Source organism: Staphylococcus sp. MZ3 (assembly GCF_018622755.1).
Classification (GTDB): Bacteria; Bacillota; Bacilli; order Staphylococcales; family Staphylococcaceae; genus Staphylococcus; species Staphylococcus aureus.
Genome location: NZ_CP076026.1, coordinates 767,551 through 790,403 on the forward strand (window position 1 = coordinate 767,551; position 22,853 = coordinate 790,403).

23 protein-coding genes are annotated in these 22,853 nt (G+C 31.7%); 12 read left to right on the top strand and 11 right to left on the bottom strand.

Features of this window, described 5'->3' with window-relative positions:
• Positions 1–26: 26 nt before the first annotated feature.
• The 4 genes from KI230_RS03600 to KI230_RS03610 form a co-directional block, all read right to left on the bottom strand.
• A complete protein-coding gene (locus KI230_RS03600; protein WP_000193751.1) occupies positions 27–1,532 on the bottom strand; it encodes a peptide MFS transporter in 1,506 nt (501 codons plus the stop codon).
• A gap of 65 nt (positions 1,533–1,597) precedes the next feature.
• A complete protein-coding gene (locus tag KI230_RS13740) occupies positions 1,598–1,843 on the bottom strand; it encodes a hypothetical protein (RefSeq protein WP_001788366.1) in 246 nt (81 codons plus the stop codon).
• 29 nt (positions 1,844–1,872) lie between these two features.
• Positions 1,873–2,373 carry a preQ(1) synthase gene (gene queF, locus KI230_RS03605; RefSeq protein ID WP_000930014.1) on the bottom strand — a complete coding sequence of 167 codons (501 nt, stop codon included), beginning with the start codon at positions 2,371–2,373 and terminating at the stop codon, positions 1,873–1,875.
• A 19-nt stretch (positions 2,374–2,392) separates the two neighbouring features.
• Positions 2,393–3,259 (bottom strand): DMT family transporter, encoded by an 867-nt coding sequence (locus KI230_RS03610; protein WP_045177931.1) that lies wholly within the window; start codon positions 3,257–3,259, stop codon positions 2,393–2,395.
• Between the two features lie 800 nt (positions 3,260–4,059).
• Here KI230_RS03610 and nrdI point away from each other — a divergent pair.
• The 8 genes from nrdI (at position 4,060) to KI230_RS03650 (ending at position 12,142) form a co-directional block, all read left to right on the top strand.
• On the top strand, positions 4,060–4,458 hold the full coding sequence (nrdI, locus tag KI230_RS03615; protein WP_000692521.1) for a class Ib ribonucleoside-diphosphate reductase assembly flavoprotein NrdI: 399 nt from the start codon (positions 4,060–4,062) through the stop codon (positions 4,456–4,458).
• The gene (gene nrdE / locus KI230_RS03620) at positions 4,421–6,526 is read left to right on the top strand and encodes a class 1b ribonucleoside-diphosphate reductase subunit alpha (protein WP_000855505.1); all 2,106 of its coding nucleotides are present in this window, start codon (positions 4,421–4,423) and stop codon (positions 6,524–6,526) included. The genes nrdI and nrdE overlap by 38 nt, the downstream gene beginning before the upstream one ends.
• A gap of 117 nt (positions 6,527–6,643) precedes the next feature.
• Positions 6,644–7,615 (top strand): class 1b ribonucleoside-diphosphate reductase subunit beta, encoded by a 972-nt coding sequence (gene nrdF / locus KI230_RS03625; protein ID WP_000562498.1) that lies wholly within the window; start codon positions 6,644–6,646, stop codon positions 7,613–7,615.
• 513 nt (positions 7,616–8,128) lie between these two features.
• A complete protein-coding gene (locus KI230_RS03630; protein WP_000499195.1) occupies positions 8,129–8,284 on the top strand; it encodes a hypothetical protein in 156 nt (51 codons plus the stop codon).
• 38 nt (positions 8,285–8,322) lie between these two features.
• Complete coding sequence (locus tag KI230_RS03635; protein ID WP_000876318.1) at positions 8,323–9,294, top strand: ABC transporter permease; 972 nt, start codon at positions 8,323–8,325, stop codon at positions 9,292–9,294.
• On the top strand, positions 9,281–10,237 hold the full coding sequence (locus KI230_RS03640) for an iron chelate uptake ABC transporter family permease subunit (RefSeq protein WP_001245577.1): 957 nt from the start codon (positions 9,281–9,283) through the stop codon (positions 10,235–10,237). The genes KI230_RS03635 and KI230_RS03640 overlap by 14 nt, the downstream gene beginning before the upstream one ends.
• Positions 10,234–10,995 carry an iron ABC transporter ATP-binding protein gene (locus KI230_RS03645; protein WP_000616839.1) on the top strand — a complete coding sequence of 254 codons (762 nt, stop codon included), beginning with the start codon at positions 10,234–10,236 and terminating at the stop codon, positions 10,993–10,995. Before KI230_RS03640 ends, KI230_RS03645 begins: the two co-directional genes overlap by 4 nt.
• Before the next feature lie 118 nt (positions 10,996–11,113).
• The gene (locus tag KI230_RS03650; RefSeq protein ID WP_214958322.1) at positions 11,114–12,142 is read left to right on the top strand and encodes a ferrated catecholamine ABC transporter substrate-binding lipoprotein SstD; all 1,029 of its coding nucleotides are present in this window, start codon (positions 11,114–11,116) and stop codon (positions 12,140–12,142) included.
• Between the two features lie 316 nt (positions 12,143–12,458).
• On the opposite strand, the gene KI230_RS03655 is transcribed toward KI230_RS03650, so the two are convergent.
• The 3 genes from KI230_RS03655 to KI230_RS03665 all read right to left on the bottom strand — a co-directional run bounded on the left by KI230_RS03655 (position 12,459) and on the right by KI230_RS03665 (position 14,359).
• The gene (locus KI230_RS03655; RefSeq protein ID WP_001127269.1) at positions 12,459–12,773 is read right to left on the bottom strand and encodes a CHY zinc finger protein; all 315 of its coding nucleotides are present in this window, start codon (positions 12,771–12,773) and stop codon (positions 12,459–12,461) included.
• A gap of 17 nt (positions 12,774–12,790) precedes the next feature.
• Positions 12,791–13,714 carry a UDP-N-acetylmuramate dehydrogenase gene (gene murB / locus KI230_RS03660; protein WP_000608440.1) on the bottom strand — a complete coding sequence of 308 codons (924 nt, stop codon included), beginning with the start codon at positions 13,712–13,714 and terminating at the stop codon, positions 12,791–12,793.
• A 126-nt stretch (positions 13,715–13,840) separates the two neighbouring features.
• Complete coding sequence (locus KI230_RS03665) at positions 13,841–14,359, bottom strand: GrpB family protein (protein ID WP_000287200.1); 519 nt, start codon at positions 14,357–14,359, stop codon at positions 13,841–13,843.
• A gap of 119 nt (positions 14,360–14,478) precedes the next feature.
• On the opposite strand from KI230_RS03665, the gene KI230_RS03670 reads away from it, so the two are divergent.
• The 3 genes from KI230_RS03670 (at position 14,479) to KI230_RS03680 (ending at position 17,380) form a co-directional block, all read left to right on the top strand.
• Positions 14,479–15,357 carry an EMYY motif lipoprotein gene (locus KI230_RS03670; protein WP_000724887.1) on the top strand — a complete coding sequence of 293 codons (879 nt, stop codon included), beginning with the start codon at positions 14,479–14,481 and terminating at the stop codon, positions 15,355–15,357.
• 153 nt (positions 15,358–15,510) lie between these two features.
• Positions 15,511–15,831, top strand: coding sequence for a bacillithiol system redox-active protein YtxJ (gene ytxJ, locus KI230_RS03675; protein WP_000985617.1), 321 nt, complete (start codon positions 15,511–15,513; stop codon positions 15,829–15,831).
• A gap of 424 nt (positions 15,832–16,255) precedes the next feature.
• Positions 16,256–17,380 carry a glycerate kinase gene (locus tag KI230_RS03680; RefSeq protein ID WP_045178149.1) on the top strand — a complete coding sequence of 375 codons (1,125 nt, stop codon included), beginning with the start codon at positions 16,256–16,258 and terminating at the stop codon, positions 17,378–17,380.
• 181 nt (positions 17,381–17,561) lie between these two features.
• Here the strand turns inward: KI230_RS03680 and pepT are convergent, their stop codons facing one another.
• The 4 genes from pepT to gdpS form a co-directional block, all read right to left on the bottom strand.
• A complete protein-coding gene (gene pepT / locus KI230_RS03685; protein WP_000795807.1) occupies positions 17,562–18,788 on the bottom strand; it encodes a peptidase T in 1,227 nt (408 codons plus the stop codon).
• Between the two features lie 13 nt (positions 18,789–18,801).
• Positions 18,802–19,296, bottom strand: coding sequence for a threonine/serine exporter family protein (locus KI230_RS03690; RefSeq protein WP_000899890.1), 495 nt, complete (start codon positions 19,294–19,296; stop codon positions 18,802–18,804).
• 17 nt (positions 19,297–19,313) lie between these two features.
• Positions 19,314–20,075, bottom strand: coding sequence for a threonine/serine exporter family protein (locus tag KI230_RS03695; protein ID WP_001113406.1), 762 nt, complete (start codon positions 20,073–20,075; stop codon positions 19,314–19,316).
• Between the two features lie 195 nt (positions 20,076–20,270).
• Positions 20,271–21,341 carry a GGDEF domain-containing protein GdpS gene (gdpS, locus tag KI230_RS03700; RefSeq protein ID WP_000460983.1) on the bottom strand — a complete coding sequence of 357 codons (1,071 nt, stop codon included), beginning with the start codon at positions 21,339–21,341 and terminating at the stop codon, positions 20,271–20,273.
• Positions 21,342–21,658: 317 nt separating this feature from the next.
• Here gdpS and KI230_RS03705 point away from each other — a divergent pair, with 317 nt between their 5' ends.
• Positions 21,659–22,714, top strand: a complete 1,056-nt coding sequence (locus KI230_RS03705; RefSeq protein ID WP_000258151.1) for a glycosyltransferase family 4 protein — start codon at positions 21,659–21,661, stop codon at positions 22,712–22,714.
• The last annotated feature ends 139 nt before the right edge of the window (positions 22,715–22,853 follow it).

A 22,853-nucleotide genomic window follows, 5' to 3' on the forward strand; every position in this document is an offset into this window, starting at 1 on the left:
CTGTTTTTTGAATTAGGCCAACAATATTAACGTATACCTTTCATCGCTTTGATGATTAAAGGTGAGAATGCTAATACAATTGTTGTAACAATAATTGCAACAACACCTAGGAAAATAAAGTAATTTGTTTGACCTAGTGGTTCTATTAACTTAACTAAAGTACCATTGATTGCTTGTGCAGAAGCGTTAGTTAAGTACCAAATACTCATCATTTGGGCATTAAATGCTTTAGGTGCTAACTTAACAGCAGCACTATTACCCGTTGGTGATAAGCATAGCTCACCGATAACACAAATAATGTACGATAAAATAACCCAGTTAACTGAAAAGTTTGATGAACCTGATGCATAACCTACAATACCAATTAGTATGTATGACGCACCTGCTAAGAACGTACCAATTGCAAATTTTACTGGCAGGCTAGGTTGTTTAGTTCCAAGCTTTTGCCATAAAAGTGAAATAATTGGAGCTAGTAATAAAATAAATAATGGGTTAATTGATTGGAAGATCGCTTCACCAAAGTTTGTTTTCCAACCAAATAAGTTTAATTTCATATCTGAATGTTCAATTCCATATATGTTTAATACATTAGACCCTTGTTCTTGAATAGCCCAGAACACCATTCCAAGAATAAATAATGGAATAAATGCTTTAACACGAGAACGTTCAGTATCAGTGACATCTTTACTTCTAATAATTAAAGTGAAGTAAATGATTGGTAATGCAATACCTAATACTAAAACAGTATTACTAACTAAGTTAAATGATAATGAGTTAGTTAATGCACCAATAACGATAATTAATACAATTGCTAAAACAACACTTCCGATAATAAGACCATACTTTTTCTTTTCAGCTGGTGTCAATGGGTTAGTAGGTTTCATACCAACGCTACCTAAGTTTTTGCGGTTGAAAAGTACATACCATACTAAACCTAATGCCATACCAACTGCTGCAATCAAGAATCCGCCGTGGAAGTTTTTAACATTAACAAAGTGTTGCAAAATAATAGGTGATAATAATGCACCCATATTAACTGACATATAGAAAATAACAAAACCTGCATCCATACGTCTATCATTTTCAGGATATAAACGGCCAACGATATTTGAAATGTTTGGCTTCATTAAACCTGAACCAATAATGATGAAGAACATTGATGTGAATAAGCCGATTAATGCAAATGGTAAGCTTAAACAAATATGTCCGATAATAATAAAGACTGCACCTAATAAAGTAGCGCCTCTAGTGCCTGTAATTCTGTCAGCAATCCATCCGCCTGGTATTGATGTCATATAGATTAATGAACCATAAACTGACATAATTGACATAGCTGTTGTTTTATCAATTCCAAGGCCATTATCTGTTACGGCAAAGTACATGTAGAAAATGAGTAGGGCACGCATGCCATAATAACTAAACCTTTCCCAGAACTCTACAAAGAAGAGTACGCCTAGTCCTCGAGGATGCCCGAAAAATCCTGTTTGAGGTATGTCTTGAATTTGATTTCCATGGGAGTTTTGTTGTGTCATGTATACATCCCATCCTTTCTTCCCCTAATACAATAGTTTAAGTAAATTTGATTGTGCCTTATCAACTAAATATTCCAACAAATCACAAAAAAATAAAAATATTGAGAATATTCTGTTATTAAGCGCGCACAATTAATTAGAGATAATATAAAAATATACTTATTGACGTTAAAGTGCAATAGGTTTCTATAAAAATGTTGTTTAATTCGTGTACTAATATTCTTTTGGTGTACTTTGGTATAAAATGTTATTTTAATGTAACCTATTATGTATGCTAAATGAAAAACACACCAATAAGTTAGGAAAATCAACTTATTGGTGTGTTTATTAAATGATACATTTAACGATTATCTATTTTTTCGGGATATAAATCATGATTCATCAAACGATGCTCAGCCATTTTTTCATATTTAGAATTTGGACGTCCATAGTTTGTATAAGGATCAATAGAAATTCCACCACGTGGTGTGAACTTGCCCCAGACTTCAATATAATGTGGGTCCATAAGCTCTATCAAATCATTCATAATAATATTCATACAATCTTCGTGGAAATCACCGTGATTTCTGAAACTAAATAAGTATAATTTCAAAGATTTTGATTCAACCATTTTAACATTTGGAATATATGAAATATAGATAGTTGCAAAATCTGGTTGCCCAGTAATCGGACATAATGATGTAAATTCTGGACAGTTGAATTTTACGAAATAGTCACGACCTTGATGCTTATTATCAAACGATTCTAATACATCAGGACGATAGTCAAAATTGTAAGTATTGTCTTGATTTCCTAATAAAGTTATATCTTGTAATTCATCTTGTTGACGGCCATGTGCCATATAAAGCGCTCCTTTAAATTTATTTTTTTATTATTTTGGCGTCTCGGCGTGCTTTTTCAAACATGTAATAACTTGCACCGATAATAACGACGTAACCTAATGTTGCATAGAAATCTGGAGATTCTCCGAATAGAATAAATCCAAGTATTGCTGTGAAAATTATAGATGCATACGCGAAAATAGAAATATCTTTTGCGGCTGCAAAACTATATGCTAATGTAACACCAATTTGACCCACAGCGGCAGCTAAGCCAGCCCCTAATAGATAAAGTATTTGCATCTGACTCATTGGTTCATAAGTATATGCAGTGAAAGGTATTAAAACGATGACAGAAAATAAGGAGAAGTAAAATACTATAGTATATGGTGCTTCTCTTGTACTAAGTGCTCGAACACATGTATATGCTGCTGCTGCAAAAATACCTGAGAATAAGCCAGCTAATGATGGAATCATAGATGATGAAAATTCAGGTTTCACTATTAAAAGCATACCTAAAATAGCAATTATCATTGCTGTTATTTGATACTTCCTTACCTTTTCATGTAAGAAAACAATGCTTAATAAAATCGTCCAGAAAGGATTGAGTTTCATTAATGAATCGGCATCACTAAGTACCATATGATCAATGGCATAAATATTTAACAATACACCAATAAGTCCAAGTGTTGATCGTGTTATTAATAAGGGTTGACTTGAAAGTCTGCCAAACATTGGCTGATGGTATTTATATATATAAAATAATGGAATAAACATTGCTACTAAGTTTCGTGCTAATGATTTTTGAAAAACAGGAAGGTCACCTGCAAGTCTGAAAAACACTGACATAAAACTGAAACCAATAGCCGAAATTAAAATGGCAATGATACCTTTTACTTTAGGATTCAATTTTATCGCCTCTTTTATATAAAATTAACGTATTTATATTAGCATAAAACAACATGTTGTGCATAAATAGTTGAAATTTACTATAAAAAGACTATAATAGATTGTACCGAACAAACGTTCTGTGTTTATTTGTCGGAATAATAGGGCATTACACTTTTATGAATGTTTGTGTTATTACATAAAACAAATATCAATTCAGTATCAAGCTAATAAGCTTTTTCTTGATTTCTGTTGATACAATTGAGATTGACACAGATTTAAAAAAATCAAGTGATATCTACTAAAAAATTTTTTTAAATTTGTTCAAGTTTTTCTAATTTAGTATTGGTGCCTAGTTGGAACGTTTTACGAACATTCGATTAGAAAATGGCACTTTAAATCATAGTGTGTCTTATGTATAATGAAACACATAATATAGTGTTGGTGAAACGAAAAAGACACAATATCTTGTGTTTTGTATGCAAATGCTTTATTTATGAAGAAATTACATTTAAAAGTAATTTAACACAGAAATTTAATAGTTATTATCAATTAATAGTCATATTTTTAGAAAATGTACTGAACAAATGGAAGATATCCAATGACGTAAACACTACATATAGTGATTTTTATACATTCAACCCATATAAGCTACTATTTTCTCAAATATAAATCTATGCAATTGGTTTACATTTGAGAAAATAAGTAGCTTCATTATAGTTAATACAATGCTGAGATAACCATAGTAACCATGTTGTTAAAGCATTTTTTAATTGTAATGACTACTTTATTTAAAAGGGTTGAAGAAAGAAGGTGATCCAATGAAAATAATATATTTTTCATTTACTGGAAATGTCCGTCGTTTTATTAAGAGAACAGAACTTGAAAATACGCTTGAGATTACAGCAGAAAATTGTATGGAACCAGTTCATGAACCGTTTATTATCGTTACTGGCACTATTGGATTTGGAGAAGTACCAGAACCCGTTCAATCTTTTTTAGAAGTTAATCATCAATACATCAGAGGTGTGGCAGCTAGCGGTAATCGAAATTGGGGACTAAATTTCGCAAAAGCGGGTCGCACGATATCAGAAGAGTATAATGTCCCTTTATTAATGAAGTTTGAGTTACATGGAAAAAACAAAGACGTTATTGAATTTAAGAACAAGGTGGGTAATTTTAATGAAAACCATGGAAGAGAAAAAGTACAATCATATTGAATTAAATAATGAGGTCACTAAACGAAGAGAAGATGGATTCTTTAGTTTAGAAAAAGACCAAGAAGCTTTAGTAGCTTATTTAGAAGAAGTAAAAGACAAAACAATCTTCTTCGACACTGAAATCGAGCGTTTACGTTATTTAGTAGACAACGATTTTTATTTCAATGTGTTTGATATTTATAGTGAAGCGGATCTAATTGAAATCACTGATTATGCAAAATCAATCCCGTTTAATTTTGCAAGTTATATGTCAGCTAGTAAATTTTTCAAAGATTACGCTTTGAAAACAAATGATAAAAGTCAATACTTAGAAGACTATAATCAACACGTTGCCATTGTTGCTTTATACCTAGCAAATGGTAATAAAGCACAAGCTAAACAATTTATTTCTGCTATGGTTGAACAAAGATATCAACCAGCGACACCAACATTTTTAAACGCAGGCCGTGCGCGTCGTGGTGAGCTAGTGTCATGTTTCTTATTAGAAGTGGATGACAGCTTAAATTCAATTAACTTTATTGATTCAACTGCAAAACAATTAAGTAAAATTGGGGGCGGCGTTGCAATTAACTTATCTAAATTGCGTGCACGTGGTGAAGCAATTAAAGGAATTAAAGGCGTAGCGAAAGGCGTTTTACCTATTGCTAAGTCACTTGAAGGTGGCTTTAGCTATGCAGATCAACTTGGTCAACGCCCTGGTGCTGGTGCTGTGTACTTAAATATCTTCCATTATGATGTAGAAGAATTTTTAGATACTAAAAAAGTAAATGCGGATGAAGATTTACGTTTATCTACAATATCAACTGGTTTAATTGTTCCATCTAAATTCTTCGATTTAGCTAAAGAAGGTAAGGACTTTTATATGTTTGCACCTCATACAGTTAAAGAAGAATATGGTGTGACATTAGACGATATCGATTTAGAAAAATATTATGATGACATGGTTGCAAACCCAAATGTTGAGAAAAAGAAAAAGAATGCGCGTGAAATGTTGAATTTAATTGCGCAAACACAATTACAATCAGGTTATCCATATTTAATGTTTAAAGATAATGCTAACAGAGTGCATCCGAATTCAAACATTGGACAAATTAAAATGAGTAACTTATGTACTGAAATTTTCCAATTACAAGAAACTTCAATTATTAATGACTATGGTATTGAAGACGAAATTAAACGTGATATTTCTTGTAACTTGGGCTCATTAAATATTGTTAATGTAATGGAAAGCGGAAAATTCAGAGATTCAGTTCACTCTGGTATGGACGCATTAACTGTTGTGAGTGATGTAGCAAATATTCAAAATGCACCAGGAGTTAGAAAAGCTAACAGTGAATTACATTCAGTTGGTCTTGGTGTCATGAATTTACACGGTTACCTAGCAAAAAATAAAATTGGTTATGAGTCAGAAGAAGCAAAAGATTTTGCAAATATCTTCTTTATGATGATGAATTTCTACTCAATCGAACGTTCAATGGAAATCGCTAAAGAGCGTGGTATCAAATATCAAGACTTTGAAAAGTCTGATTATGCTAATGGCAAATATTTCGAGTTCTATACAACTCAAGAATTTGAACCTCAATTCGAAAAAGTACGTGAATTATTCGATGGTATGGCTATTCCTACTTCTGAGGATTGGAAGAAACTACAACAAGATGTTGAACAATATGGTTTATATCATGCATATAGATTAGCAATTGCTCCAACACAAAGTATTTCTTATGTTCAAAATGCAACAAGTTCTGTAATGCCAATCGTTGACCAAATTGAACGTCGTACTTATGGTAATGCGGAAACATTTTACCCTATGCCATTCTTATCACCACAAACAATGTGGTACTACAAATCAGCATTCAATACTGATCAGATGAAATTAATCGATTTAATTGCGACAATTCAAACGCATATTGACCAAGGTATCTCAACGATCCTTTATGTTAATTCTGAAATTTCTACACGTGAGTTAGCAAGATTATATGTATATGCGCACTATAAAGGATTAAAATCACTTTACTATACTAGAAATAAATTATTAAGTGTAGAAGAATGTACAAGTTGTTCTATCTAACAATTAAATGTTGAAAATGACAAACAGCTAATCATCTGGTCTGAATTAGCAGATGATTAGACTGCTATGTCTGTATTTGTCAATTATTGAGTAACATTACAGGAGGAAATTATATTCATGATAGCTGTTAATTGGAACACACAAGAAGATATGACGAATATGTTTTGGAGACAAAATATATCTCAAATGTGGGTTGAAACAGAATTTAAAGTATCAAAAGACATTGCAAGTTGGAAGACTTTATCTGAAGCTGAACAAGACACATTTAAAAAAGCATTAGCTGGTTTAACAGGCTTAGATACACATCAAGCAGATGATGGCATGCCTTTAGTTATGCTACATACGACTGACTTAAGGAAAAAAGCAGTTTATTCATTTATGGCGATGATGGAGCAAATACACGCGAAAAGCTATTCACATATTTTCACAACACTATTACCATCTAGTGAAACAAACTACCTATTAGATGAATGGGTTTTAGAGGAACCCCATTTAAAATATAAATCTGATAAAATTGTTGCTAATTATCACAAACTTTGGGGTAAAGAAGCTTCGATATACGACCAATATATGGCCAGAGTTACGAGTGTATTTTTAGAAACATTCTTATTCTTCTCAGGTTTCTATTATCCACTATATCTTGCTGGTCAAGGGAAAATGACGACATCAGGTGAAATCATTCGTAAAATTCTTTTAGATGAATCTATTCATGGTGTATTTACCGGTTTAGATGCACAGCATTTACGAAATGAACTATCTGAAAGTGAGAAACAAAAAGCAGATCAAGAAATGTATAAATTGCTAAATGACTTGTATTTAAATGAAGAGTCATACACAAAAATGTTATACGATGATCTTGGAATCACTGAAGATGTGCTAAACTATGTTAAATATAATGGAAACAAAGCACTTTCAAACTTAGGCTTTGAACCTTATTTTGAGGAACGTGAATTTAACCCAATCATTGAGAATGCCTTAGATACAACAACTAAAAACCATGACTTCTTCTCAGTAAAAGGTGATGGTTATGTATTAGCATTAAACGTAGAAGCATTACAAGATGATGACTTTGTATTTGACAACAAATAACAATTAAATTAAAAGACCTTCACATGTAAAGGGAAATAGCGATTCGTTTCGTCTTGTCTCCTACATGTTGAAGGTCTTTTTTTATGTGTATCTAACTCATTATGAGTCTGAGTAAGAAATCAATGCTCTAAGATGTACAATGTTATTTATATTGGCAGTAGTTGGCGGGGCCCCAACACAGAAGCAGGCGGAAAGTCAGCTAACAATATTGTGCAAGTTGGCGGGGCCCCAACATAGAAGCAGACGGAAAGTCAGCTAACAATAATGTGCAAGTTGGCGGGGCCCCAACATAAAAGCAGGCGGAAAGTCAGCTAACAATATTGTGCAAGTTCGGGCGGGGCCCCAACATAAAGAAAAACTTTTTCCTTTAGAAATTATCACTTCCACATGAGTTTTACTCATGTATTCCTATTTTTAAGTACACATTAGCTGAGGCTAATGTTAAGAACCACTACATAATCAATCATTAGTAGTTTTTATCATTTCCACTATTCCCAGACATCAAAATCTTAAGTGTTCTATTTTACTTTAAGCAAACAAAATACACATTCCGAAAAATTAAATTTCAGTTTAATTGCAAATATCAATAAAATTGACACTAAATTATTTGAAAGGCTATTGAAATTATGGTCAAAAAACGCTACTATTAATGAGAAATATTATCAATGATAATGATTATCATTAATTTAAAGGGAGAAAAATTTGTAATGAAGTATTTATTAAAGGGAAATATTTTGCTTCTATTACTAATATTGTTGACAATTATTTCGTTGTTCATAGGTGTGAGTGAACTATCAATTAAAGATTTACTACATTTAACTGAGTCACAGCGGAATATTTTATTCTCAAGCCGAATACCAAGGACGATGAGTATTTTAATTGCTGGAAGTTCGTTGGCTTTAGCAGGCTTGATAATGCAACAAATGATGCAAAATAAGTTTGTTAGTCCGACTACAGCTGGAACGATGGAATGGGCTAAACTAGGTATTTTAATTGCTTTATTGTTCTTTCCAACCGGTCATATTTTATTAAAACTAGTATTTGCTGTTATTTGCAGTATTTGCGGTACGTTTTTATTTGTTAAAATCATTGATTTTATAAAAGTGAAAGATGTCATTTTTGTACCGCTTCTAGGAATTATGATGGGTGGGATTGTTGCAAGTTTCACAACCTTCATCTCATTGCGCACGAATGCTGTTCAAAGCATTGGTAACTGGCTTAACGGGAACTTTGCCATTATCACAAGTGGACGCTATGAAATTTTATATTTAAGTATTCCTCTTTTAGCATTGACATATCTTTTTGCTAATCATTTCACGATTGTAGGAATGGGTAAAGACTTTACTAATAATTTAGGTTTGAGTTACGAAAAATTAATTAACATCGCATTGTTTATTACTGCAACTATTACAGCATTGGTAGTGGTGACTGTTGGAACATTACCGTTCTTAGGACTAGTAATACCAAATATTATTTCAATTTATCGAGGTGATCATTTGAAAAATGCTATCCCTCATACGATGATGTTAGGTGCCATCTTTGTATTATTTTCTGATATAGTTGGCAGAATTGTTGTTTATCCATATGAAATAAATATTGGTTTAACAATAGGTGTATTTGGAACAATCATTTTCCTTATCTTGCTTATGAAAGGTAGGAAAAATTATGCGCAACAATAATAAAAAAATAATGCTTTTAATTGCAGTAACGTTATTAATTAGTATGCTGTACTTATTTGTAGGTATTGATTTTGAAATATTTGAATATCAATTTTCAAGTCGTTTAAGAAAGTTCATATTAATTATTTTAGTAGGTGCTGCCATTGCAACTTCAGTGGTGATTTTTCAAGCGATTACAAATAACCGTCTATTGACACCATCAATAATGGGGTTAGATGCAGTTTATTTATTTATCAAAGTATTGCCAGTCTTTTTATTTGGAATTCAATCGGTATGGGTTACTAATGTATATTTGAACTTTATATTAACACTTATAACGATGGTGTTATTCGCACTAATCCTATTCCAAGGTATCTTTAAAATTGGACATTTTTCAATTTATTTTATCTTACTTATTGGTGTCCTTTTAGGAACATTTTTTAGAAGCATAACAGGTTTTATTCAACTGATTATGGATCCTGAGTCATTTTTAGCAATACAAAGTAGTATGTTTGCTAATTTTAATGCTTCTAATTCGAATTTAGTTACTTTCTCAGCAGTGCTATTAGTAATCTTATTAGTCATTACAATTTTACTATTGCCTTATTTAGATGTATTGCTTTTAGGTCGTGCTGAAGCAATTAATCTTGGGATATCGTATGAAAAATTAACGCGAATTCTACTTGTAATAGTCTCAGTTTTAGTTTCTGTGTCAACTGCATTAGTAGGACCAATTACATTTTTAGGTTTATTAACTGTAAATCTAGCGCATGAACTAATGAAGACGTATGAACATAAGTATATTTTAATTGCGACAATTTGCTTGAGTTGGATTAGTTTATTTAGTGCGCAATGGGTAGTTGAAAATGTGTTTGAAGCTACGACAGAAATGAGTATACTTATTGATTTGATTGGTGGAAGTTATTTCATTTATCTATTAGTTAGAAGGAGAAATGCGCAATGATTCAAGTTGAAAATTTAACTAAAACTATAAATAATCAAATGATATTGGAAGATATTAGCATAGATATCGAAAAAGGTAAATTGACTTCTTTAATTGGACCTAATGGTGCGGGTAAGAGTACTTTACTTTCAGCGATATGTAGGTTAATTCGTTTTGATAACGGTGAAGTGAAAATAGATGGACAGCTCATGTCTGATTATAAAAATAATGACTTGTCGAAAAAAATATCTATATTAAAACAAACAAACCATACTGAAATGAATATTACGGTAGAGCAGTTGGTAAACTTTGGACGATTCCCTTATTCTAAAGGTCGTTTGACGAAAGAGGATCATGATATTGTCAATGATGCGCTAGATTTGTTGCAACTACAAGATATCAGAAATCGTAATATTAAGTCATTATCTGGTGGACAACGTCAGCGTGCATACATTGCAATGACAATAGCACAAGATACTGAATATATTTTGCTAGATGAACCATTAAATAATTTAGATATGAAGCATGCTGTTCAAATTATGCAAACGTTAAAAATGTTAGCGCATAAAATGAATAAAGCGATTGTCATTGTGTTACATGATATTAACTTTGCGTCCTGTTATTCAGATCAGATTGTAGCATTGAAAAACGGACAACTAGTTAAGTCAGATTTGAAAGATAATGTCATTCAAAGTAGTGTTTTAAGTGATTTATATGACATGGATATTCAAATTGAACATATAAGAAATCAAAGGATTTGTTTATATTTTAAGGATTGATAATTTGGAGACACTTTAAAGGGGTGATGCGCCAATTAAAGAAGGGTTAAACGTAAAGCATTTATTTATATTTCACATCAAGCACACAGATTAAGCCAAAAGAGGAGAATATTATATTATGAAGAAAACAGTCTTATATTTAGTATTAGCAGTAATGTTTTTATTAGCGGCATGCGGTAACAATTCTGATAAAGAACAATCAAAATCAGAAACTAAAGGTTCTAAAGATACAGTAAAAATTGAAAATAACTATAAAATGCGTGGCGAGAAAAAAGATGGTAGTGACGCTAAAAAAGTTAAAGAAACTGTTGAAGTACCAAAAAATCCTAAAAATGCAGTTGTGTTAGACTATGGCGCATTAGATGTAATGAAAGAAATGGGCTTATCAGATAAAGTAAAAGCATTACCTAAAGGGGAAGGCGGTAAGTCATTACCGAATTTCTTAGAATCATTTAAAGATGATAAATATACAAACGTTGGTAATTTAAAAGAAATGAATTTTGATAAAATTGCTGCGACGAAACCCGAAGTAATCTTTATCTCTGGACGTACAGCTAATCAAAAGAATTTAGATGAATTCAAAAAAGCTGCACCTAAAGCGAAAATTGTTTATGTTGGTGCAGATGAAAAGAACTTAATTGGTTCAATGAAACAAAACACTGAAAATATCGGTAAAATTTACGATAAAGAAGATAAAGCTAAAGAATTAAATAAAGATTTAGATAACAAAATTGCTTCAATGAAAGATAAAACGAAAAACTTCAATAAAACTGTTATGTATTTACTAGTTAACGAAGGTGAATTATCAACATTTGGACCTAAAGGTCGTTTTGGTGGATTAGTTTACGATACATTAGGATTCAATGCAGTTGATAAAAAAGTAAGTAATAGCAATCATGGACAAAATGTTTCTAACGAATATGTTAATAAAGAAAATCCAGATGTTATTTTAGCGATGGATAGAGGTCAAGCGATAAGTGGTAAATCAACTGCGAAACAAGCATTAAATAATCCTGTATTAAAAAATGTTAAAGCAATTAAAGAAGACAAAGTATATAATTTAAATCCTAAATTATGGTACTTTGCAGCTGGATCAACTACAACTACAATTAAACAAATTGAGGAACTTGATAAAGTTGTAAAATAATTTTAAAAGAGGGGAACAATGGTTAAAGGTCTTAATCATTGCTCCCCTCTTTTCTTTAAAAAAGGAAATCTGGGACGTCAATCAATGTCCTAGACTCTAAAATGTTCTGTTGTCAGTCGTTGGTTGAATGAACATGTACTTGTAACAAGTTCATTTCAATACCAGTGGGCTCCAAACATAGAGAAATTTGATTTTCAATTTCTACTGACAATGCAAGTTGGCGGGGCCCAAACATAGAGAATTTCAAAAAGGAATTCTACAGAAGTGGTGCTTTATCATGTCTGATCCACTCCCTATAATGTTTTGACTATGTTGTTTAAATTTCAAAATAAATATGATAGTGATATTTACAGCGATTGTTAAACCGAGATTGGCAATTTGGACAACGCTCTACCATCATATATTCATTGATTGTTAATTCGTGTTTGCATACACCGCATAAGATTGCTTTTTCGTTAAATGAAGGCTCAGACCAACGCTTAATGGCGTGCTTTTCAAACTCATTATGGCACTTATAGCATGGATAGTATTTATTACAACATTTAAATTTAATAGCAATAATATCTTCTTCGGTAAAATAATGGCGACAGCGTGTTTCAGTATCGATTAATGAACCATAAACTTTAGGCATAGACAAAGCTCCTTAACTTACGATTCCTTTGGATGTTCACCAATAATGCGAACTTCACGATTTAATTCAATGCCAAATTTTTCTTTGACGGTCTTTTGTACATAATGAATAAGGTTTTCATAATCTGTAGCAGTTCCATTGTCTACATTTACCATAAAACCAGCGTGTTTAGTTGAAACTTCAACGCCGCCAATACGGTGACCTTGCAAATTAGAATCTTGTATCAATTTACCTGCAAAATGACCAGGCGGTCTTTGGAATACACTACCACATGAAGGATACTCTAAAGGTTGTTTAGATTCTCTACGTTCTGTTAAATCATCCATTTTAGCTTGTATTTCAGTCATTTTACCAGGAGCTAAAGTAAATGCAGCTTCTAATACAACTAAGTGTTCTTTTTGAATAATGCTATTACGATAATCTAACTCTAATTCTTTTGTTGTAAGTTTAATTAACGAGCCTTGTTCGTTTACGCAAAGCGCATAGTCTATACAATCTTTAACTTCGCCACCATAAGCGCCAGCATTCATATACACTGCACCACCGATTGAACCTGGAATACCACATGCAAATTCAAGGCCAGTAAGTGCGTAATCACGAGCAACACGTGAGACATCAATAATTGCAGCGCCGCTACCGGCTATTATCGCATCATCAGATACTTCGATATGATCTAGTGATAATAAACTAATTACAATGCCACGAATACCACCTTCACGGATAATAATATTTGAGCCATTTCCTAAATATGTAACAGGAATCTCATTTTGATAGGCATATTTAACAACTGCTTGTACTTCTTCATTTTTAGTAGGGGTAATATAAAAGTCGGCATTACCACCTGTTTTAGTATAAGTGTATCGTTTTAAAGGTTCATCAACTTTAATTTTTTCATTTGGGATAAGTTGTTGTAAAGCTTGATAGATGTCTTTATTTATCACTTCTCAGTACATCCTTTCTCATGTCTTTAATATCATATAGTATTATACCAATTTTAAAATTCATTTGCGAAAATTGAAAAGAAAGTATTAGAATTAGTATAATTATAAAATACGGAATTATTGTCGTTATAAGTATTTTTTACATAGTTTTTCAAAGTATTGTTGCTTTTGCATCTCATATTGTCTAATTGTTAAGCTATGTTGCAATATTTGGTGCTTTTTTGTATGGAATTGCAAAGCAATATCATCATTAGTTGATAAGAGGTAATCAAGTGCAAGATAAGATTCAAATGTTTGGGTATTCATTTGAATGATATGTAGACGCACCTGTTGTTTTAGTTCATGAAAATTGTTAAACTTCGCCATCATAACTTTCTTATTATATTTATGATGCAAGCGATAAAACCCAACATAATTTAAACGTTTTTCATCTAAGGAAGTAATATCATGCAAATTTTCTACACCTACTAAAATATCTAAAATCGGCTCTGTTGAATATTTAAAATGATGCGTACCGCCAATATGTTTTGTATATTTTACTGGGCTGTCTAAGAGGTTGAATAATAATGATTCAATTTCAGTGTATTGTGATTGAAAACAATTAGTTAAATCACTATTAATGAATGGTTGAACATTTGAATACATGATAAACTCCTTTGATATTGAAATTTAATTTAATCACGATAAAGTCTGGAATACTATAACATAATTCATTTTCATAATAAACATGTTTTTGTATAATGAATCTGTTAAGGAGTGCAATCATGAAAAAAATTGTTATTATCGCTGTTTTAGCGATTTTATTTGTAGTAATAAGTGCTTGTGGTAATAAAGAAAAAGAGGCACAACATCAATTTACTAAGCAATTTAAAGATGTTGAGCAAAAACAAAAAGAATTACAACATGTCATGGATAATATACATTTGAAAGAAATTGATCATCTAAGTAAAACTGATACAACTGATAAAAATAGTAAAGAATTTAAGGCACTACAAGAAGATGTTAAAAACCATCTCATACCTAAATTTGAAGCATATTATAAGTCAGCAAAAAATTTGCCTGATGATACAATGAAAGTTAAGAAATTAAAAAAAGAATATATGACGCTTGCAAATGAGAAGAAGGATGCGATATATCAATTAAAAAAATTCATAGGTTTATGTAATCAATCTATCAAGTATAACGAAGACATTTTAGATTATACGAAACAATTTGAAAAAAATAGATACAAAGTTGAATCAGAAATTAAATTAGCTGATAATAAAAGTGAAGCAACTAATCTTACGACAAAATTAGAACATAATAATAAAGCGTTAAGAGATACTGCGAAGAAGAACCTAGATGATAGTAAAGAAAATGAAGTAAAAGGCGCGATTAAAAATCACATTATGCCAATGATTGAAAAACAAATTACCGATATTAACCAAACTAATATTAGTGATAAGCATGTTAATAATGCAAGGAAAAACGCAATAGAAATGTATTACAGTCTGCAGAACTATTATAATACACGTATTGAAACAATAAAGGTTAGTGAGAAGTTATCAAAAGTCGATGTAGATAAGTTGCCGAAAAAGGGTATAGATATAACTCACGGCGATAAAGCCTTTGAAAAAAAGCTTGAAAAATTAGAAGAAAAATAACTATAATCATTTTTCAAAGTTAAAAATTTTGAATTTATGGTTAACATGTCAACTTACTATGTGTATAATGGTAAACATTGATATTAACTATATGTATAAAAATGTCACGCAGATGCTATTTAAATGTGATAAATATTTTTAGAGGTGAATAGAGTGGCTATAAAGCTAAGTTCAATTGACCAATTTGAACAGGTTATTGAGGAAAATAAATATGTTTTTGTATTAAAACATAGTGAAACTTGTCCAATATCGGCAAATGCGTACGATCAATTTAATAAATTTTTATATGAACGCGATATGGACGGTTATTATTTGATTGTCCAACAAGAACGCGATTTGTCAGATTATATTGCTAAAAAAACGAACGTTAAACATGAATCACCTCAAGCATTTTATTTTGTAAATGGTGAAATGGTTTGGAATCGAGACCACGGTGATATCAATGTGTCGTCATTAGCACAAGCAGAAGAATAATGAAACTATAGGGTTGGAACATTTTGCCTTACACTACTAGACGTGAATAGCACAACTTAAATTCGTGTGAATCAGAGTAGTTTGGCTATAATGATGTTCTGACCTTTTATTTTATGTCACCTTTAGAAGCAGTTAAGTTAGTACTTTTTTACAAACATATGTATAATGTATTCGAGTATTTTTATTGAAAATATTTTGGAAAACGACGAATCCAATAAGAAAATTTAAACATGATTTGTAAGTTAGTTTAATAGGAAATATATGCTAAACCAAAAGAAGCATACTGTTATTTACTGGAATAATTAATAATCATGTCATGTTAAATGTTCGCATATAATCACGAGATAAAATCTAAAATTTAAGATTAATCTTTTATGAATAAAAAACGTATCACAACAAATAATAAAGTAAGGTGGTCAAGGTTATGAAAGTATTAGTAGCCATGGATGAGTTTCATGGAATTATTTCGAGTTATCAAGCTAATAGATATGTTGAAGAGGCAGTTGCAAGCCAAATTGAAACTGCAGATGTAGTTCAAGTACCATTGTTTAATGGAAGACATGAATTATTAGATTCTGTATTTTTATGGCAATCTGGGCAAAAGTATCGTATACCAGTACATGATGCAGATATGAATGAAGTTGAAGGTGTTTACGGACAAACTGATACAGGGATGACCGTTATCGAGGGGAATTTATTTTTAAAAGGTAAAAAACCAATTGTTGAACGAACAAGTTATGGTTTAGGAGAAATGATTAAACATGCATTAGATAATGACGCAAAACATGTTGTAATTTCACTAGGTGGGATTGATAGTTTTGATGCTGGTGCAGGTATGTTACAAGCATTAGGTGCTCAATTCTATGATGACGAAGGGCGTGTCGTAGATATGAGACAAGGTGCTGGTGTAATTAAATATATTCGTCGTATGGATATGTCGAACTTACACCCTAAAATGGAAACAGCAAGAATTCAAGTAATGTCGGATTTTTCAAGTCGATTATATGGTAAGCAAAGTGAAATCATGCAAACTTATGATGCGCATCAGTTGAATCATAATCAAGCAGCAGAAATCGATAATTTAATTTGGTATTTTAGTGAGTTATTTAAAAGTGAATTGAAAATTGCAATTGGTCCAGTTGAACGTGGTGGTGCTGGTGGTGGAATTGCAGCAGTCTTGAATGGACTGTATAAAGCTGAAATATTAACCAGTCATGCATTAGTAGACCAACTAACACATTTAGAAAATTTAGTTGAACAAGCGGATTTAATTATTTTTGGAGAAGGATTAAATGAAAATGATCAGTTGCTAGAAACGACAACATTGCGTATTGCAGAACTTTGTCATAAACATCAAAAGGTTGCCATTGCAATTTGTGCAACTGCTGAAAAGTTTGCTTTATTTGAATCACAAGGGGTTACAGCAATGTTTAATACATTTATCGATATGCCAGAAACTTATACTGACTTTAAAATGGGATTACAAATTAGGCATTATACGGTTCAGTCTTTAAAACTGTTGAAAACACATTTTAATGTTGAGGTTTAGTAAAGAAGGACTAAATTGGTGATGCTGTCATGTTGGTTAATAACATTTATGATGGTTAGCAAAACGAATTAGAAGATCGAAAGTATACGTAAAAAATATGAAAAATCACGCTATCATTGCACTGAATGTTAGCGTGATTTTTTTATTAATTAAGCCTGAGTTGGTATATAATCGTTGGTTTTTAGTGATTTTCAGCGATATCTTCTACAATTCCAATGATTACTTGTACTGCTTTTTCCATAACATCAATGGATGCATATTCATATGGGCCGTGGAAGTTACCGCAACCTGTAAAGATGTTTGGAGTTGGTAACCCCATAAATGACAATTGTGAACCATCTGTACCACCGCGAATAGGTTCAGTGTTTGCTGGAATATCTAATTTGGCAAAGACACGTTTAGGTATATCAATAATATGAGGCAATGGTAATATTTTTTCTGCCATATTGAAATATTGATCCGATATATCAACTTTAACTGGATAATTTTCAAAATGGGCATTGATATCGTCACGTATTTCTAAAATACGTTTCTTACGCAATTCGAATTGTTTTTTATCATGATCACGAATAATGTATTGCAAAGTTGCTTTTTCAACAGTTCCTTCAAAGTTCATTAAGTGATAAAAGCCTTCGTATCCTTCTGTTCGCTCCGGAACTTCACTATCAGGTAGCAAACTATCGAATTGTTCACCTAAACGTATTGCGTTTACCATTGCATTTTTAGCTGAACCAGGATGAACATTTACACCGTGGCATGTAATAACCGCTTCAGCAGCGTTAAAGCTTTCATATTGTAATTCTCCATATTGACTACCATCCATAGTATAAGCAAAATCAGCATTGAAGCGGTCAACATCAAATTTATGTGGACCACGACCGATTTCTTCGTCTGGTGTAAATCCAATGCGAATGGTACCATGTTTAATTTCTGGATGTTCTTGTAAATAACAAATAGCTTCCATAATTTCCACAATACCCGCTTTATCGTCTGCACCTAGTAACGATGTACCATCAGTTACCATTAATGTATGACCAACTAAACTGTTAAGTTCTGGAAATACTTTAGGATCTAAGACACGTTTAGTATTGCCTAGTTTGTATGGCTTACCATCATAGTTTTCAATAATTTGCGGTTTAACATTTGAAGCATTGAAATCAGGTGATGTATCAACATGCGCCAAAAATCCAACTGTTGGGATGTCGGCATCGATGTTACTTTCTAATGTAGCAAATAAGTAGCCATTTTCATCTAAATCAGTTGGCAATCCTAATTGCTGTAATTCTTTTTCTAATAAATGTAACAAATCCCATTGCTTTTCAGTTGAAGGTGTTGTTGTAGATTTTGGATCAGATTGCGTATCAATTGTCGTATATCTTGTTAATCTATCTATCAATTGGTTCTTCATTATATTCGACCCCTTAAACTCTATTATTCATGTTGTAAGATTTTTTATATGTCTTACCTTTGATTTTACCATACAGTTGTTTGATACGTGTGTATAGGTAATATAGAATTTCAGAAACTAATATACCGAAAGCAATCGCACCTGAAATCAGTGTAACTTCTAAAAATGTATTTACAGCACTTGTATAATCATTCGATACTAAAAAACGAGTCGCTTGATAAGCTGCACCACCAGGTACTAATGGTATAATGCCTGGTACTATGAATATAATTACCGGTCGTTTATATCTGCGACTCATAGTATGACTCATTAAGCCTAAAATTAAGCTTCCCAAAAATGAAGCGCCAACTTTTCCAAACTCTAAATCTACCGTTAATTGGTAAATCGTCCATGCAATGGCACCTACAAATCCACATGCTACTAAGAGGCGTTTGGGTGCATTGAAAATGATAGAGAAAAGTACTGTTGATATAAAGCTGATTGTAAAATGAAATAAATAAAATAGCATGCTTTAACAGTCCTTCCTTAAATGATTAATAAAACGATTGCGACACCAGCACCGATTGCGAATGCTGTTAATGCAGCTTCAACACCACGAGACATACCTGCAAGTAATTCACCCGCTAATAAATCTCGAATGGCATTGGTAATTAATATACCAGGGACAAGTGGCATGACACTGGCTATAGTAATGATATCTTGATTGGTTGCAATGCCTAATTTAGTAAATGTGGCTGCAATGGATATGACCACAGCGGCTGCAACAAACTCTGAGAAAAATTTAATTTGTATATAGCGTTGCACAAAGCTGAATGTTAAAAATGCGGATCCGCCAGCAATGACTGCAATCCAACAATCTGATGCGACACCACCAAACATAAATAGGAAGAAGCCACATGCAATGGCAGCTGCAAAGAAATTCGTTAAAAAAGAATATTGTAATGATGCATGCTGTAAATGAATAAATTCAGATTTAGCTTCATCAATTGTGAGTTCTTTATTTGATATTTTACGTGAAAGACTATTCGTTAAAGCGATTTTCTCTAAATCTGTTGTACGCTCTTGTACACGAATTAATCTTGTACTTGTTCGATCGTTTAATGAAAAAATAATTGCAGTTGAACTGACAAAACTATATGTATTATGAAGACCATAACTATGTGCGATACGGTTCATTGTATCTTCAACTCGATATGTTTCAGCACCTGATTCAAGTAAAATTCTACCTGCAATTAATACAACATCAATCACTTTGTTTTCATCTATAATTGTGATTGAATCTGGCATATCAATTCACCTCCAATGATATGTGTTATTTATTTGAACAATTGAAGTTTACAACTTGTTGTTGCAACTTTCAATAGTGAGACTTTGTGTTAGTATGATGAACTTGTATGGTTCAAATTTAAATAAGAAAAACTGTTAATCTTTGCTATTATACTATGATTTAATAATAGCAAAGGATTAACAGTTTTGTCGTTGTTATAAATTGATAATAGGGTTAAACATTACTTTGTTTCGCCCTTGATTTTTGGCTACATGCACCATATCGTCTGCATCTTTAAACACTTTACGCTGTGATTTTGGATCGTCATCTGTTAAATAACCAACACCGATAGACACTGACAATTTAATAACTTCTTTGTTTGGTAAATGGAATGATGATTTTTCAACACCCGAACGAATATTTTCAGCTAATTTAACACTTTGATCAAGTGAATAATTGTGAATGACAACTGAGAACTCTTCGCCACCATTTCTAAAAATTTTAAATTGATTCGGCACATAGTTTTTAAGTAATTGAGACATTTGTTTTAATACAGCATCACCTGATTTGTGTGAGTAGGTATCATTGACATCTTTAAATCCATCGATATCGATTAATAATAATGCGATACTTTGATGTTCTTTTTCAGCTTTTCGTGAAATTTCATTTAAATGTCTATCAAATTCTTTTACATTACCTAAGCCTGTTAAGTAATCATATTTATCTTCGTTTTCATAACGATTTACGAGTGAGAAGAAATGCCAAATATCGACAAATGTTATCGCTGAAGCTAAAGTGATAATTAATGAAATTGGTATTAAAATGATAACTTCCGATAGTGTGTAAATAGGACTCACTAACGCGACACCAAATAAAATGATTATTGTAACAACATTAAGTATTAATAATGATAGCACATCATTTTGTTTTAAAAATGGTCCAATAGCACTTGTTACTGCAGCAATAACAATCAACGTAACACCGTACATAATCGAGTTGTTAAATACTACAATTTCAACAATTGCTACAATTACTGTGGCAGATAATGTATAGACCATATTTGTAAATCTACCTAAAAACAATAAAGGAACGAATGTTAAGTGAATTAAATAATCTTCACGATAAGGGATAGGGTAGACAGATAATAATAATGATACGATTGTCATTAAAACAGTGACATAAGCCTTAGAAAAAACCATACGTTTGTTTTCTGAATACTGTAAGCGATGGAATAAATAGATTCCAGCGACTATAACAGATATATTGTATATAAATGCTTCGAACATGTCTGAATCGACTCCTTTAATTGACCACTAGCTATTGTAAGTGAAAACTTACAATTTGTCATTAGTTTACATATAAAATTAATGTATGATATAGACTTTGATGTTAAAATGTTGCCTTAAATGATATGATGAAAAAATGAATAATAGGCGATATATAAGAAATGAATCGTATAGTTGTAAATATGATATCATTGATTGAGCGAATTAATTTATAATAAAGCTATAAGATATACGTAGAAAATAGATATATCATTCTATAAAGACAATATTAAATAAATATAACGTTAAAAACAATTAATATCGATGAAGGTGAATAAATGGTTACATTATTACTAGTTGCAGTAACAATGATTGTCAGTTTGACGATAACACCAATTGTTATTGCAATATCGAAAAGATTAAATTTAGTTGATAAACCAAATTTTAGAAAAGTACACACTAAACCTATTTCAGTTATGGGTGGTACAGTGATTCTCTTTTCATTTTTAATAGGTATTTGGATTGGTCATCCTATTGAAACAGAAATCAAACCACTTATTATTGGTGCGATTATTATGTACGTACTTGGGCTTGTAGATGATATCTACGATTTGAAACCGTATATAAAATTGGCTGGTCAAATTGCCGCTGCCTTAGTAGTTGCTTTTTATGGTGTGACTATTGATTTTATTTCGTTGCCAATGGGTACAACGATTCATTTTGGATTTCTTAGTATTCCAATTACTGTGATTTGGATTGTTGCTATTACAAATGCAATTAACTTAATTGATGGACTCGATGGTTTGGCGTCGGGTGTTTCTGCAATCGGACTCATTACAATAGGATTCATTGCAATTTTACAAGCTAATATTTTCATAACGATGATTTGTTGTGTTTTATTAGGCTCTTTAATTGGGTTTTTATTTTACAATTTCCATCCTGCCAAAATATTTTTAGGTGATAGTGGGGCTTTAATGATTGGATTTATCATCGGATTCCTTTCTTTACTCGGATTCAAAAATATTACAATTATTGCATTGTTCTTCCCAATTGTTATCTTAGCAGTTCCATTCATTGATACTTTGTTCGCAATGATTCGACGTGTGAAAAAAGGGCAGCATATAATGCAAGCTGATAAATCGCATTTGCATCATAAACTATTAGCTTTAGGCTACACACATAGACAAACAGTATTATTAATCTATTCAATCTCTATTTTATTTAGTCTTTCGAGCATTATTTTGTATGTATCGCCACCATTAGGTGTTGTATTAATGTTTGTATTAATCATATTTAGTATTGAATTAATTGTTGAATTTACAGGATTAATAGATAACAACTACCGACCAATATTAAATTTAATTAGTCGGAAATCGTCACACAAAGAGGAATAGGGAATGAAAGCATAGCTGTATGGGATAATTTGTATTATATGGCTTTACTCTTTGCAATTTTTTATGTATTAAATTTCAAATATAAAAAAGCACTGCCATAAACGTGTACTTCAATTGTCGTTTAATAATACGCAATTGA